This window comes from Mesorhizobium sp. ES1-1, from assembly GCF_020164785.1.
GTDB lineage: Bacteria > Pseudomonadota > Alphaproteobacteria > Rhizobiales > Rhizobiaceae > Mesorhizobium.
The window spans coordinates 287,359-300,144 of sequence record NZ_JAIUGX010000004.1 but is presented as its reverse complement, the minus strand read 5'-3'; the positions used below and the strand labels follow the sequence as shown (position 1 = coordinate 300,144).

At 62.8% G+C, this 12,786-nt stretch carries 12 protein-coding genes and 1 other RNA gene; 10 read left to right on the top strand and 3 right to left on the bottom strand.

Features of this window, described 5'->3' with window-relative positions:
- Window positions 1-148: 148 nt before the first annotated feature.
- Window positions 149-507: a transfer-messenger RNA gene (gene ssrA / locus LB513_RS09205) on the top strand.
- Between the two features lie 158 nt (window positions 508-665).
- Here ssrA and LB513_RS09200 read toward each other — a convergent pair.
- Window positions 666-1,871 (bottom strand): multidrug effflux MFS transporter, encoded by a 1,206-nt coding sequence (locus LB513_RS09200; RefSeq protein WP_224663162.1) that lies wholly within the window; start codon window positions 1,869-1,871, stop codon window positions 666-668.
- A 181-nt stretch (window positions 1,872-2,052) separates the two neighbouring features.
- Here LB513_RS09200 and LB513_RS09195 point away from each other — a divergent pair, with 181 nt between their 5' ends.
- From LB513_RS09195 to LB513_RS09180, 4 genes are all read left to right on the top strand, one after another.
- Window positions 2,053-2,742 (top strand): TetR/AcrR family transcriptional regulator, encoded by a 690-nt coding sequence (locus LB513_RS09195; protein WP_224663161.1) that lies wholly within the window; start codon window positions 2,053-2,055, stop codon window positions 2,740-2,742.
- Between the two features lie 117 nt (window positions 2,743-2,859).
- Window positions 2,860-3,402, top strand: a complete 543-nt coding sequence (locus tag LB513_RS09190; RefSeq protein ID WP_224663160.1) for an SspB family protein — start codon at window positions 2,860-2,862, stop codon at window positions 3,400-3,402.
- Window positions 3,403-3,418: 16 nt separating this feature from the next.
- On the top strand, window positions 3,419-3,616 hold the full coding sequence (locus LB513_RS09185) for a DUF4169 family protein (protein ID WP_224663159.1): 198 nt from the start codon (window positions 3,419-3,421) through the stop codon (window positions 3,614-3,616).
- A gap of 10 nt (window positions 3,617-3,626) precedes the next feature.
- Window positions 3,627-3,851, top strand: a complete 225-nt coding sequence (locus tag LB513_RS09180; RefSeq protein ID WP_224663158.1) for a ribbon-helix-helix domain-containing protein — start codon at window positions 3,627-3,629, stop codon at window positions 3,849-3,851.
- A 32-nt stretch (window positions 3,852-3,883) separates the two neighbouring features.
- On the opposite strand, the gene LB513_RS09175 is transcribed toward LB513_RS09180, so the two are convergent.
- Complete coding sequence (locus LB513_RS09175; protein WP_224663157.1) at window positions 3,884-7,855, bottom strand: AsmA-like C-terminal region-containing protein; 3,972 nt, start codon at window positions 7,853-7,855, stop codon at window positions 3,884-3,886.
- Between the two features lie 200 nt (window positions 7,856-8,055).
- Window positions 8,056-9,474: an FAD-binding oxidoreductase gene (locus tag LB513_RS09170; protein ID WP_224663156.1), complete on the bottom strand. Its 1,419-nt coding sequence runs from the start codon at window positions 9,472-9,474 to the stop codon at window positions 8,056-8,058.
- Between the two features lie 101 nt (window positions 9,475-9,575).
- On the opposite strand from LB513_RS09170, the gene LB513_RS09165 reads away from it, so the two are divergent.
- From LB513_RS09165 to LB513_RS09145, 5 genes are all read left to right on the top strand, one after another.
- Window positions 9,576-10,061 (top strand): thioesterase family protein, encoded by a 486-nt coding sequence (locus LB513_RS09165; protein ID WP_224663155.1) that lies wholly within the window; start codon window positions 9,576-9,578, stop codon window positions 10,059-10,061.
- A 145-nt stretch (window positions 10,062-10,206) separates the two neighbouring features.
- A complete protein-coding gene (locus LB513_RS09160; protein ID WP_224663154.1) occupies window positions 10,207-10,404 on the top strand; it encodes a hypothetical protein in 198 nt (65 codons plus the stop codon).
- Window positions 10,405-10,616: 212 nt separating this feature from the next.
- The gene (locus LB513_RS09155; protein WP_224663153.1) at window positions 10,617-11,723 is read left to right on the top strand and encodes a PAS domain-containing protein; all 1,107 of its coding nucleotides are present in this window, start codon (window positions 10,617-10,619) and stop codon (window positions 11,721-11,723) included.
- The gene (locus tag LB513_RS09150; protein WP_224663152.1) at window positions 11,720-12,166 is read left to right on the top strand and encodes a response regulator; all 447 of its coding nucleotides are present in this window, start codon (window positions 11,720-11,722) and stop codon (window positions 12,164-12,166) included. Before LB513_RS09155 ends, LB513_RS09150 begins: the two co-directional genes overlap by 4 nt.
- A gap of 181 nt (window positions 12,167-12,347) precedes the next feature.
- Entirely contained in the window at window positions 12,348-12,782 is a 435-nt protein-coding gene (locus tag LB513_RS09145) for a hypothetical protein (protein WP_224663151.1), read from the top strand.
- Window positions 12,783-12,786: the final 4 nt, after the last annotated feature.

The following is a 12,786-nucleotide window of genomic DNA, read 5'->3' as shown; positions in this document are numbered from 1 at the left end:
GCCACGGTTCCGATCGATGAGGGCTGTGGCGCTCAGCGCTGTCGCGCTCGGTCTTGGGCTCCTCACCGCCTGCGAAGCTTCGGTTGAGACCACGTCCGAGTCAACCCTTCGGAAAGGCGGTTTCGGTCGCGTGACAAAGTGCAGTAGCGGCCTTCCATTTTCGATGATCGGGACCTATATTCGGTTTGTCGGCTTGACCGACTATGGCGATAAATGGGCGATGAAATAAGCCGTTCGGACCCGGGGGCGGTACCCGGCGCCTCCACCAAAACCCGCTCGAGACCAGAGCGGCTTTTGCTGGGGGCGAAATAGGATCGACGAAGGTGTAAAGATCGTACTTTTGCCCGGCATAGTACCACCGTCATCGGGCTAAACCTGTAGTTGCAAATGACAACTATGCGGAAGCACGTCTCGCTGCTTAATGCAGTGCGATAGCTTCAAATCAAGTCCTAGGGGTTCGCACTTCTAGGCGGGGTTCGGAGGTACCTGGCAACAGAAACCTCCACTTCTCCCCTTCTTACGTTCTTCTGGAATATCCTTGGCCCGGGACACCAGTTCCCGCACGCAAGTCCTTGTTCGGCCTGCATCCGCGAAGGCGCCAACCGGTTCCGGCAAGAAAAAGGCCGGGAACGCCCGGCCTTTTGGTACAACATGCGGTGATTGCCCTACTCCGCCGGCGCTTCGACGGCTTCGCGCGAACGGCCGAGCGTAAACCTGGCGAGAGTGAACGAGATCACCGCGCAGAGCGTGATGCCTGCCACCATCGGCAGCGGCGTGCCGTCGAAGAACACGCCGGCGACGCCCATGGCAAGCGCGCCGATGGCGAAGTGCAGCGTCCCCATCAGCGCCGAGGCCGTACCGGCGATTTCGCCATGCTCTTCCATCGCCAGCACCGAAGTCGTCGGAATGACCAGGCCGAGAAAGCCGTAGCCGATGAACAGCAATGCAGCCATCACATCGAGCCGGTCGATGCCGGTCGCCATGACCGCGAGCAGCACCACCATCGTGGTCGCGTAGCCGGTCACCGCGATACGCACCACGCGGCGCAGCCCGAACCGTTCCGACAGCACTCCCGTCAGCTGCGACATGCCGATGAAGGCCACCGCGTTGATCGAGAAGAACACGCTGTAGACCGAGGGCGACAGGCCGTAATGGCCGATCAGGATGAAGGACGAGCTCGACAGGTAGACGAAGAAGCTGGCAATGCCGAAACCGGCGATCGCCACCAGGCCGAGGAAGTTGCGGTCGCCCATAAGCAGGCGGTAGCCCGACAGCGCGGTGCCGAAGGAGGAACCGACACGGTCCTCGACCGGCCGGGTCTCCCTGAGCGAGGTCGCCAGAAGGATGGTGGCCAGCGCGGCTGCGCCCGTCACAGTCCAGAACACGGCGCGCCAACCGAAATTCTCGATGATCTGGCTGCCGGTCAGCGGCGCCAAGATCGGCGACACCGAGAACACCAGCATCAGGAGCGACATCAGCTTGGCGGCTTCGGTTCCGGTGTGCAGGTCGCGCACGATGGCGCGCGGCACGGCCATTCCGGCGCTGGCGCCGAGGCCTTGCAGGAAGCGGAAAGCGATCAGCCATTCGATGGTCGGCGCCATTGCCGAACCGACGCCGCCAGCCATGAACAGCGCCAGACCGCCATAGAGCGGCAGCTTGCGGCCGACCATGTCGGAGATCGGCCCGACTACGATCTGACCGAAGCCCATCGACAGGAAGAAGATCAACAGGCTCATCTGCACGGCCGCGGTGCCGGCGTTCAGATCCGCACCGATTGACGGCAAGGCCGGGAGATACATGTCGATCGCGAAGGGGCCGATGGCGGACAAAAGGCCGAGCACGACCGCGATGCGGAGGAATTTGGGAGTCATGATAAAGGCTTTCTTTCGAATCTGGTTGCAGCCGCCAGGCGACGTCTGACCTTAGGACGTTCCATCCCGTAGGATTCCGACTCCCGCAGGAGCCGGTTTATTCGTCTCTCCGAGCCGAAATCTCGTGTCCACAAATTTAGACAGTCTTGTCTAAATCGTCAATCGCCTCTATATGGTTTTCATGAGATTGGGCGCTTCTCCTGACACTTTCCGGCCACGCGGCCACGAGGCCAAGCGTCTATCCATCGTCGATGCAGCGGCCGGGGTGTTCTGCCGGGAGGGCTTCGCAGGAGCCAACATCGATCTCATTGCCGCCGAAGCCGGGGTCTCGCGCCAGACCATTTACAACCATCATGGCGACAAGGAAAAGCTGTTCGTTGCCGTCGTGCGCGATCTCACCGAACGCTGCAATGCCGGCATCTTCGCCACCATCGCCACCTTCCCCGACCAGCCTAACGATCTCGAGGTAGACCTTGTCGGCTTTGCAGTGCGTCTGAACCAGAACTGCATCTGCAACCGCGATGGAAAATTCCTCCGCAAGCTGATCCAGACCGAAGGCGAACGCTATCCCGAACTGTTTGCCGAATGGCGTGAACAGGGCCCAGGTCGAACATGGCCGGCAATCGCCGCTCGCTTCGCCCGGCTTGCCTATGGCGGCTACCTCGATATCGAGGATCCCGACGTGGCGGCGCGCCAGTTCCTCGGCCTCGTCAATGCCGAGTTGCAGACCACTTTCATGCTCGGCGGTACACCAAGGGAGAACGAAGTTCTGCAATCCGCGACAAATGGCGTGCGCACCTTCCTGCGCGCCTTTGGCAAGCGCCGAACGGTGGCTCCGGTTGATAAGCAAAGCGCTATCGCCAGCGCCTGAGCGATCAAATCATGGCAACAGGCCTCGCTTCCTCGCTGCGGTGATCTATATGCGGTTTACGCCGCGCTCAAGCTTGACTACAGCTATGCGGACGATTCAACGGAACCCGACCGCCACATGGCCGACGACCACATACGCTACGACATTCTGGCCCAGGAGGCGTTGCGCGGCGTCATGCGCAAGGTCCTGGCAGAGGTCTCGCGCACCGGCCTCCCCGGCAACCACCATTTCTTCATTACTTTCCTGACCGGCGCGCCCGGCGTGCGCGTGTCGTCGCGCCTGCGCGAGCGTTACCCCGAGCAGATGACCATCGTCATCCAGTTCCAGTATTGGGACCTCAAGGTGACGGACACCGGCTTCGAGGTTGGGCTGTCCTTTTCCGATGTGCCGGAGAAACTCGAAATTCCGTTCTCGGCCGTACGCGGCTTCTACGATCCGTCGGTCAACTTCGAACTCGAGTTCGACGTGAAGACCGACGTCGCGGCAGCGGACGAACCGGCGGCACAGCCGGCTCCCGAGCCGCTGACCATCGTTTCGGAGAAAAAGCCGAAGGCCGAGAAGAAGTCCGCGGCCGAGCCTGAAAAGCAGCCTGCGGCGGCGGCAGACGCCGGGGCCAAGGGCGCCGACGTGGTGTCGCTCGACGCCTTCCGCAAGAAATAATTCTACGGTTCGCGCCATGGCCGACATCGTCAATCTCCGCCAGGCCCGCAAGCAGAAGGCAAGGCTGGAGAAGGAACGGGAAGCCGCTCATAACCGCGCATTGCACGGCCGCAACAAGGCCGAAAAGGAACGCGACCGCCTGGCCGCCGAGACAAGCGAAAGGTTCCTCGCCGGCCATCGCCGAGAAACCTCCAGCGCCGAAGACGACCGTTGAGCGCCTCGGCGTGAGCGCGGTCGAAAAACGCTCGGTGACCATTCGCGGCCACCGCACCAGCTATTCCCTCGAAAAACCTTTTCATGACGATCTCCTCGCGATCGCCACAGCCAGGGCTTTGACGCTCGCCGCCCTTGTCGCCGAAGTCGACGCGACGCGTCCGCGCGACACCAACCTGTCCTCGGCGCTGCGGCTTCATGTGCTGGAATGGGCGAAGCGCAGCGCGGGTTCCTAGCTCCGAGTTGACTCAACGGCCCGTTTGCTGCCTCACCCGCCGTTCAGCGACTTCAGGAGATTGTCGATCGCCGACGGCGCCAGCTTTGGCTTCTGCTCCGGCGGATTGTCGTTGGCCGGCGGCAGCGGCGTGCGCTCGACCTTCGGCGCCTGTTCGGCCTTGCGTTCGGCCTCAAGCCTTGCCTTTTCCTGCGAGGCAATGCGGTTCGCGTCCTCGGTCTTCTGACGCTGTTCCTCACCGGCCTGAGCCTTGGCCGCTTCGTCGGCGGCCCGCTGCTCGGCGGCAGCCTTGGCATCCGCATCTGCCTTTGATTTGGCTTCCGCGTCCGCCTTAGCCTTGGCTTCCGCATCGGCCTTCGCTTGAGCTTCCGCCTGGGCCTTCGCCTGAGCTTCCGCTTCCGCTTCGGCCTTAGCCTTAGCCTTAGCCTTAGCCTCGGCCTCGGCTTTGAGCCGCGCCGCTTCTTCCTGTTTGCGCAGTTCTTCGGCGGCCTTGTCGCGCGCGTCCTGCAGCGACGCGTAGTAGCGCACCTCGCGCCGCAGCCGCTGCTTCTCGAGCAGTGCGGCCTGCATGGCCTCGACGCGCTGCTGTTCCTTTTCAAGCGCCCGCTGGGTCAGGAACTGCGCCAGCGGCTCGCTGTCGAATTGTCGTTTCACGGCGCCGAATGGCCCTTCAGCGGTGAAATTCATGACCGGCTCGGAGCCGACCAAGGCCTCGTCACCGGGCCGATAGGTGATTGCTCCCTTGGCCAGGACGGTGCTGGCATTGAGGTTGGCCGTGATATCGGCCGACAAGGTCGCCGCCGGGTTCTCCAAGGTGATCGGTGGCGCCCTCAGCGTGCCGCCCGCAACCGTGAACGCGATCTCGGTATCCTTCGCCGCAAAACTGCCATCGGCGGCGATCTGCGGCGCGAAGCCGGCGGTCTTGGCTACATCGATGTCGCGCCCGATCGCGTCCGCCTTGGCAAGCAATGCATTTAACGCGTCAGGATTGGCGCCGGCGATCCGCAAGCTCCTGAGCGTCGCCGTGCCGGAACCCGAGAGAGCCGCCACCATCCCATCGACCGTCTTGCCGCTCGTCGACAACGACGTCGAGAAGTCGCCGCTACCGCTAATGCCGGCATCCGGCAGCATGGTTGCAAGATCGGCGCCCGCCAGTTTCATCTGGCCGCTGAAAAGGCCGGTACCCTCATTGTTCTTCACTTCGAACAGGCCGGTGAGCGCACCGCCGAGGAACTTTGCCTTGAGATCCGAAACGCGAATGCCCTCCTGGTCCAGCTTGAGCGAGAAGGCCGCGTCATAAGCCGTGGCGAATGGGCCCGCAGCCAGTGCCGCCGTTGTCAGGTCAAGATCGGCTGTAAATGGCAGGCTGGATTTCGGGCTGAACGGAGCCGAAGGCCAGGCGCCGCTATTGTCCGCTCCATCCTTGTCCGGCAGAAAAGCGGAATCACCAAACAACGCTACCGCAACCGGGTCGAGGTCAAGTTCGTCGAGGGCCAGCGCGCCTGCCAGATGCGGGACGCCGTCCTTTGTATCGAGGTTCACGTCGCCGGATACAGCGGCTTCGTTGATGGCTCCGCTGAGATTGTCCAGCACCAGCAACCCGTTGCCATAGTCGCCCTGGGCCGACAGTGTCATCGACATGCCCGCCCCCATGCCCGGCAGGCCGACGCCCGATGTCATCAGCCAAGGCTCGATGTCGGCGGCGTCGAGGCTGAGCTGGCCCTTGGCGGCGACACCTTGCGCCGTGTCCGATACCGTCCCCTCGAAAGCGGCCTTGAAGTCGTTGCCGGTGAGGCTGAAGGTCGTGGCCAGGCCCTCGCCAAGCGTGCCCTTGGCCGAGACATCCGTGCTCGCTTCGCCCAGCATGCCAAGCGGCAGCGCCGGCAACCCGTAGAGCGCGAGCAGCGCCGTCGCATCAGGGTTCTTGGCGTTGAATGTAAGCGTCATCGGCGCCTCGAGGAGCCTGTCGGCCGCCCCTTTCCCCGACAGCGACGCGGAAAAGGCCGAGCCACCGGCCTTGCCCTGTCCGCTGACCGCCAGACCCGTGGTGCCGTCGCGGTTGTCGGCGGCGCTCGCCACGAGGTCCAACCGCGCATCCTGGAACAGGTCGGGATAGGACGCGGCGCGGCTCGCCAGCCCTTTCAGCACGGCATTATCAGGATAATGCTGCGCTGCGACGTCGATCAACGGCTTCAGATCGACGGCGACCACCGATGCATCGAGCTTGCCGGTCGGGCTCGCCGGGAAATCCTTGATCCGGCCGGTAGCGCTGATCGAGGCACCGGCCAGCCCGCCCACGGACAGCCGGTCCACTTCAAGCAGCCCGTCGCGCAACCTGAGCACGGTGTCGACCGTGTCAGCGGTGAGTCCTGCGGCGCTGACCGGGCCGGCCTTGATCTGGAAATCGAGATCGCTGTCGGCAAATCGGTTGGCGCCCTCGTCGCTCACGAAAATCGAGGCAAAGGCCGCCAGCCCGTCGACGTCGAGGTCGCCGCCCTCAAGCCGCATCAGCACCGACGGCTTGGCATTGTCGGGCTGGCTCGCGTCGATGCGTCCGGAGAATTTCGCCTTGCCCAGGATGAGCTCGAGATCGCTGAAAGACTGATGATTTTCCGACAGATCGACTTTGGCCTTGAAGCCGGCCGCGGGCAGCCGGCGGATCGCCTCGTCGACATCCTTCGAAAGCCATGCGGCAAAGCCGGAGGGTTGCGCAACGGCCAGCAACAGCGAGCCGGTGAAACCGAAATGGCCCTGCATGTTGAGCGCAAGCAGGCCGTCGGCCTCCAGCTTGGTGCGACCGGGCAAGGTCGCCGCAAGCGACCTGACCTTCCATCCGCTTTCAATCGGCTCGGCTGAGAGGTGGACGTCGCGCACTGTGGTGTCGCCGGCAACCACCGCTGGCAGCCTGACTTCGACGGAGCCGGGCATCGTCGGTTTCGGCAGGTCGAGCAATGCCTGTTCCAGTCCGGCAATGCGCTGCTCCAACGTCAGTCCGGTGCCGGCCTGACCGCCCACAGCCTCGTCCAGCTTCACCTGTGCGCCATCCGCCTCGATGGCGAAGCTCGGCTTCAGGCCGAGATCGACCGAAGCTTTGCCATCGGCGGTGTAGGGATTGTCTAGCGGTCCCGTCTCGAAACGGAACTCGTCGACGCCGAGCTTCTGGTGGTCGAGCGAAAACTTGCCGTTCAGCCGAAAGCCCGGATCGGCCTTGCCGGCGCTGGCAGCCACCAATTCGCCATCCGAGCCGTACGGCCCGGTGGCGTGCTTATCGGCACCGGAGATCTTGAAGTCGCCGGAATAGACGGCCGCGCCATCGAGGATGCCGGCATTGCCGTCTGTTTCGATGACCAGCGGATAGTCATCGGGATCGGCCCTCACCCGCAACCGCATCTGACCGGAGCCCTCAGCCTTGCCGGTGGAGGCCGCAACAGTGGCGCGAAGCCCGTCCAATTTAAGCGTGCCATCCATTCGCCATGGGCCGGCGAGCGACTTTGCCGAGATGGTCGAATTGATCTCCGACAGGAGATGGCTGCGCCCGCCCGTCGCATGGCGCAACTCGATCCGCCCATCCGTCACAGTCAGCTTCTCGATCGAGATCTGGTTGAGGTCGAAGGGCGAGGACGGCCGCATCGCCCAGTCGACGGTGCCGTCATTGGCGATGTCGATGGTGGCTTTCGGCCGCACCAGCCGCATGTCGAAGATCAGCACTTCGCCGCGCAGGAACGGCGCCAGTTCGGCATCCATCGAGAACGTTTCAACCGTCATAGCGGGCTGGCCGCCGGGGCCACCGGCCACGGCGACATTCGAGAAAGTCACCGAAGGAAACGGCAGAAGTCTTGCCGTTGCATCCCCCTGCACTGTCACCTTGCGGCCCAGAATGGCGCTCGCCTCGCGCTCGAATTCGGCCCGGTAACCCGTCCAGTCGACAAAGTACGGCACCACCAGCGCCGCGAGCAGCACCAGCACGAACAGGCCACCAAAGATCACGAAAAGACGTGCGAGCATCAGCTCCGAACGGATTGGTTGAGATTCAGCGGCACTCTACCCGCATCCGCGTGTCGATAAAGAGGCAATTCTGTTTCGCGGATTCTTTAGGATGCATTCGACAGTCTGGAGCAGCCTGCCTTCTTCCGCGAAGATTTGAGGCAGTGGCGCGCCGGCCGAGGCAAGCGGCACCTCTAGCGGAGCAGAGTTTTGGCTGCCTTCTATTGCGCCGCGCCAGGCAGGATCTTGCCTGGATTCATGATGTTCTGCGGATCGAGCGCCTGTTTGATCGTGTGCATGATGTCGACGCCGTGGCCAAGTTCGCGGCGCATGAAGCCGATCTTGCCCTGGCCGATGCCGTGCTCGCCTGTGCAGGTGCCGTCCATTGAGATCGCCCGCAAGTTGAGGCGGGCGACGAACTCCTCACAGCGCGCGATCTCGTTCGGGTCGTTCACGTCCATCAGCACCATTGTGTGGAAATTGCCGTCGCCGGCATGGCCGACGATGGGGGCGATCAGGCCCATCTCCGCGATGTCGGCCTCGGTCTCGGTGACGCATTCGGCAAAGCGCGAGATCGGCACGCAGACGTCCGTCGATAGGCCCTTAGCGCCGGGCCGCAGCGTCAGCGATGCCCAATAGGCGTCATGCCTTGCCTTCCACAGCTTCGTGCGTTCCTCGGCGACGCTGGTCCACAGGAACGGCCCGCCGCCATTCTCCTCGGCGATCATGCCGAAGGTCTCGGCCTGCTCGGCGACCCCGGCGTCGCTGCCATGGAATTCGACGAACAGGCATGGGCTCTCCGGATAGTCGAGCTTCGAATAATTCTTCATTGCCCGCATCTGCAGGGCATTGACGAGTTCGATGCGCGCCACCGGAATACCCATCTGGATGGTCGAGATGACCGCATTGCAGGCGGCCTCAAGGCTCGGAAACGGGCAGACGCCGCCGGAGATCGCCTGCGGGATGCCCTGCAGCTTCAGCGTCAGCGAGGTGATGATGCCGAGCGTCCCTTCGGACCCGACCAGCAGCCGCGTCAGGTCGTAACCGGCCGAGCTCTTTTTCGCGCGCTTGCCGGTCGTCACCGTCTCGCCATCGGCCATGACGGCGGTCAGCGAAAGCACGTTTTCGCGCATCGTGCCGTAGCGCACCGCATTGGTACCGGACGCCCGTGTCGCCGCCATTCCACCAAGCGAGGCGTTGGCACCGGGATCGATCGGAAAGAACAGGCCGGTGTCGCGCAGATGCCGGTTGAGGTCCTCGCGCGTCACCCCGGGCTCGACTGTGCAATCGAGGTCCTGTGGATTGACCGACAGAATGCGGTTCATGCGCGAAGTGTCGACCGAGATCCCGCCGCCGGGCGCGTTGGTATGGCCTTCCAGCGACGAACCGACGCCGAAGGCGATCACCGGCACGCGATGCGCCGCGCAGGCGCGCACGACCTCCTGCACTTCGGCCGTCGTCTCCGGAAAGACGACGCCGTCGGGCGCCTGAGTCGGAATGTAGGTCGTGGTATGCGCATGCTGGGCACGGATGGCCTGGCCGGTCTGGAAACGTTCGCCCAATTGCTGCTTGAGGATGCCGAGAACCGCTGCGATTCCCTCTTCGTTGCGTTGAACCGGATTGAGGTCGCTCAGAGCCATGTATTCCTCCGCGAATGGACCAGCGCCCACCTTGCCATGCAATTATCCATGCGTAGTCTCACCAGCGGGGCTATGTCCAGCGCCAGAACAAGGAAGTTTCAATGCCCATTCCCGCCCCCTTCGTCTCCCAGCCAATGGGCATTCAGAAGGACTGGATCGACTATAACGGCCATCTCAACATGGCGTACTACAACGTGCTGTTCGACCGCTGCTCCGACGAGGCCTTCGCGGCGATGGGCATGGGCCTGGACTATGTCGAGCAGCGGCGGCTCACCATCTACACCGCTGAAGTCCACGTCTGCTACGTGCAGGAACTGCATCTCGACCACAAGGTCACGGTCTCGCTGCAACTGATCGACCATGACGAGAAGCGCCTGCGGCTTTACCAGGAAATCCGCCACGTCGACGGGTGGCTGGCCGCCACCTCGGAACAGCTTGCCCTTCATGTCGACATGTCCGGCCCGAAGGTCGCGCCCTTCCCCGCCGATGTCCTGGCCAAGGTCGAAGCCATGCGCGCCGCCCATGCGGGGCTGCCGACGCCGGAGCGCGCCGGTCGCTCGATCGGGATTCGTCGCAAGCCAGCTTGAAGCGACTCTGCGACCGCGTTAACCTTACCGGGGTTTTAACGGGAACAAGCCAATTGAGCCGTTGAACGACTCAGCGGAGCGGTCGAGAACGGTCCGCACAGGGTCGCTATATGGGGCGGCGGGCGACCCGGTTCGAGGGACGTGCATGAAAACCGACATCAAGGTCGAGGTCGACAGGCTTGCCGCCGATCCGCGCATCACCGACTATGATTTCTGGCGCTCGCTCAAGAACGTCAACAACGAGATCTTCCATATCGCCAACAACAACGAGCCCATCCCATTCGACATGATCCGCTGGCGCGCCATCCTCAAGCGCGCCCGCCTGAAGCGCGGCTTCATATAGGCAGCACCGCGCAGCTAGGGACATGGCAAGCCGCCCAGTTCGGGAATATCAGGCATTTGTGGGCACATCGGGTCTGCTCCCGATCGCCCAGGCTGCGACAAAGAAGCTCCAGTCTGAACCAATTCCGCTTGTTGGCCGTTGTCCCTCACGAAAACGGCTTGGAGTACATTATGGATTGGAAGGGGAGCAAGGAATCGGCGGATGCGTGGCATATGACGGATAACCTGCATGCTGAGCAGGGCAAGGGCGACCCATTCGCCGCAGCCATTCGTGCCACGCGCATGTCGATGATCATCACCGATCCTCGTCAGCCCGATAATCCTATCGTATTCGCCAATGACGCGTTTCTGAAACTTATCGGCTATGAGCGTGACGAGGTCATGGGCAGGAACTGCCGCTTCCTTCAGGGACCCAACACCGACCCATCGTCGGTCGACCGGATCCGCGTGGCCGTCGAGGACGGAACCGATGTGAGCATCGACATCCTCAATTATCGCAAGGACGGGTCGACATTCTGGAACGCGCTCTACATAAGCCCGGTCTTCAACGACAAGGGCGAATTGCAGTTCTTCTTCGCGTCACAGCTCAACGTGTCCGACCGCAAGCGTTCCGCGGATCGCATTGCTGCGGACAAGGACCGTTTCGAGAAAGCCGTCAAGGAACGCACCGCTGAACTCGAAGCGGCGCTCGAAGCCAAGACCACATTGCTGCACGAGGTCGATCACCGGGTGAAAAATAATCTGCAGATGATCTCGTCATTGATCATCATGCAGCGCCGTACGATCAAGGACGAGGCGATCCGGGCGTCGCTGACCACTATGCTCGAACGCATCGAAGCCCTGAGCACGGTTCACCGCCGGCTCTACCAGTCGAAAGATGTCAGCCGTTTCGATGTCGCCGACTTCGCCAAGGATCTCGTGACAGACCTGCTGGCGGCCTCGGGACGAGCCGAAATCGAGCCGGCGCTTGAACTCGAGCCGATCATCATCCCGGCCGAGAAGGCCACGCCCGTGGCCCTTATGGTCAACGAGTTGGTGACCAATGCTCTCAAGCATGCGTTCAAGGGCCGGCCCGACGGAACGACGGGCGGCCGTATCGGCATCAAGATGAACCAGCCCGATAGCCACTTCAATATCGAGGTTTCCGACAATGGCGTCGGGATGGACAGCGCAACCGGAGATGCCTCTTTCGGCATGCGCCTGATCAAGTCGCTTGCCCGACAGCTTCACGCCGATATCGAATGGCGCGATGCCGCCCCGGGCACCAGAGTCGTCATTTCCATGCCCAATGAAACGCGTCAAAAAGGAAGCTTCTCATGACCGCGCCGCTCAAGGTCTTGATTGTGGAGGACGAAGCTCTGTTGGCCATGGAACTGGAAAGCCTTGTCGAGGAGGCCGGCCACAGCGTCGTCGGCTGGGCGACGTCGGCGTCCGAAGCCAAGACCATGGCCGACTCGGTCGAAGCCGACATCGCATTCGTAGATATCCATCTGAGCGACGGACCCTCGGGGGTTGACGTGGCTGAATATATTGGCAGGAAAAACAGCTCGATGGTGGTGTTCATGACCGCCAACCCGAAGCGCATACCCGACCATTTCGCTGGCGCCGTAGGCGTGATCGCCAAGCCCTATACGATGAATGGGCTGATGTCCTCGCTGCGGTATCTGCAGGAGTGCATTAGGCGCCCGCCGCCCGTTTCCACGCGCCCGGCAGGATTTACACTCTCCCCGCTGTTTGAAGAGACGTTGGTGTCGGCTGCTTGATGCTGCACGCCGACCTGTCGGGCGTGCAGTTCGGGCTCAGAGGCTGAGGCCAACCCATTGGCGGGCCGCGATGCGCAAACGCGTTCTCTCTTATCGTCGACCATGCCTCCCATGGTCGACGAAACGGGATGGGAGTATAGCTGGCAACGCGGGGCAAGGCCGCATGCCAGGAGGATGGTCCATGGACGTACAGCAGATCGTCAACGCCGTTTCGCAAAAGGCCGGCCTCGATCAGGCGACGACCGAGAAAGTCGTCGGCACCATTTTCTCGGTTCTGGAACATGAGGCGGACGGCACAAGCGCCTCCAGCTTCTTCGCCCGCATTCCGGGCGCCGATGCCCTGGCGCGGCAATATGATGTGATGAGCGGCGCGCCTTCGCAGGGCGGCGGCTTTCTGTCGTCGCTGGAGGGCGCGCTCGGTGGCGTCCTTGGCGAAAAGGCCGGCGCGCTCATCAACGGCTTCGCCGCCCTCAAGGCGTCCGGCTTGACCATGGCGCAAATTCAGCAGGCAGGCCAAACCCTGGTGCAGCAGGCGGAAACGGCGGCTGGTCCCGGACTGACCAACCGCGTGCTGGGCTCGGTGCCCAGCCTGAAGAGCCATCTCGGGCTTGGCTGAGGAC

What these genes read in the sequence shown, in the direction of transcription:
- LB513_RS09200 (WP_224663162.1), bottom strand. Translation starts at nt 1,871, where the DNA reads ATGACTCCCAAATTCCTCCGCATCGCGGTCGTGCTCGGCCTTTTGTCC.
- LB513_RS09195 (WP_224663161.1), top strand. Translation starts at nt 2,053, where the DNA reads ATGAGATTGGGCGCTTCTCCTGACACTTTCCGGCCACGCGGCCACGAG.
- LB513_RS09190 (WP_224663160.1), top strand. Translation starts at nt 2,860, where the DNA reads ATGGCCGACGACCACATACGCTACGACATTCTGGCCCAGGAGGCGTTG.
- LB513_RS09185 (WP_224663159.1), top strand. Translation starts at nt 3,419, where the DNA reads ATGGCCGACATCGTCAATCTCCGCCAGGCCCGCAAGCAGAAGGCAAGG.
- LB513_RS09175 (WP_224663157.1), bottom strand. Translation starts at nt 7,855, where the DNA reads ATGCTCGCACGTCTTTTCGTGATCTTTGGTGGCCTGTTCGTGCTGGTG.
- LB513_RS09170 (WP_224663156.1), bottom strand. Translation starts at nt 9,474, where the DNA reads ATGGCTCTGAGCGACCTCAATCCGGTTCAACGCAACGAAGAGGGAATC.
- LB513_RS09165 (WP_224663155.1), top strand. Translation starts at nt 9,576, where the DNA reads ATGCCCATTCCCGCCCCCTTCGTCTCCCAGCCAATGGGCATTCAGAAG.
- LB513_RS09160 (WP_224663154.1), top strand. Translation starts at nt 10,207, where the DNA reads ATGAAAACCGACATCAAGGTCGAGGTCGACAGGCTTGCCGCCGATCCG.
- LB513_RS09155 (WP_224663153.1), top strand. Translation starts at nt 10,617, where the DNA reads ATGACGGATAACCTGCATGCTGAGCAGGGCAAGGGCGACCCATTCGCC.
- LB513_RS09150 (WP_224663152.1), top strand. Translation starts at nt 11,720, where the DNA reads ATGACCGCGCCGCTCAAGGTCTTGATTGTGGAGGACGAAGCTCTGTTG.
- LB513_RS09145 (WP_224663151.1), top strand. Translation starts at nt 12,348, where the DNA reads ATGGACGTACAGCAGATCGTCAACGCCGTTTCGCAAAAGGCCGGCCTC.